A 648-nucleotide genomic window follows, 5' to 3' on the forward strand; every position below is an offset into this window, starting at 1 on the left:
GCGCCCGCGTGGTGCGGCCTGCAAGCTGGGGGCATTATCGACAGGTGCCATGATTGGCGGCGGCGCGTTTGTCGCGCTGTTTCACACCTATGGCTGGAAGGTCATCTTCCTGTGTTATGCGGCCTCTCTGTTACTTCTGGTATTACCGGTGCTGCTGTTAATGAAAGAGGTACCGCATGCTGGCCCATTGAACGCTACGCGCCGGAACGCCGCGAGCCTAAGTGCGCTGCTGCGTAACCCCGTACAGCGCAAGCGACTCACACTATTGACGTTAACGTGCTGCGTTATTTTTCCGATTGCGGGACTGAACCGCCTGATGCTGCTCGATCTTAATGTGCCGATAGAACAGATCGGCGGGATCGTCGGCACGCTCGGGCCCATCTCAATGCTGCTCACCGCCGTTATCTCTATGCCGTTGATGCGTCGGGCTGGGCTTTCCGGCGCGCTGATGGCGTTCACTTCGCTGGCCTTGCTGGCATTGGCCGCGATGACAATCGGTTTTGTTCTCGGTCAGCCGTGGCTCGCCATGGCGGGAGCGATAGCGGTGGGTGCGGCGGTGAGCGGCATTTTTGTGGCATTGAGCGCCAGAATATTGGGGTGGTCGCGCGGGGCGCAACCCGCCACCGATTACGCGGCTTTTTACGGTGT

Annotated in this window: 1 protein-coding gene; it reads left to right on the top strand. The window is 59.9% G+C overall.

What is annotated here, in order from left to right; all coding sequences use genetic code 11:
• Positions 1-648, top strand: a 648-nt coding sequence (locus tag J5224_RS33490) for an MFS transporter (RefSeq protein WP_264629194.1), incomplete at both ends; no start/stop codon positions are given.

It is taken from the genome of Candidatus Symbiopectobacterium sp. NZEC135, from assembly GCF_025962695.1.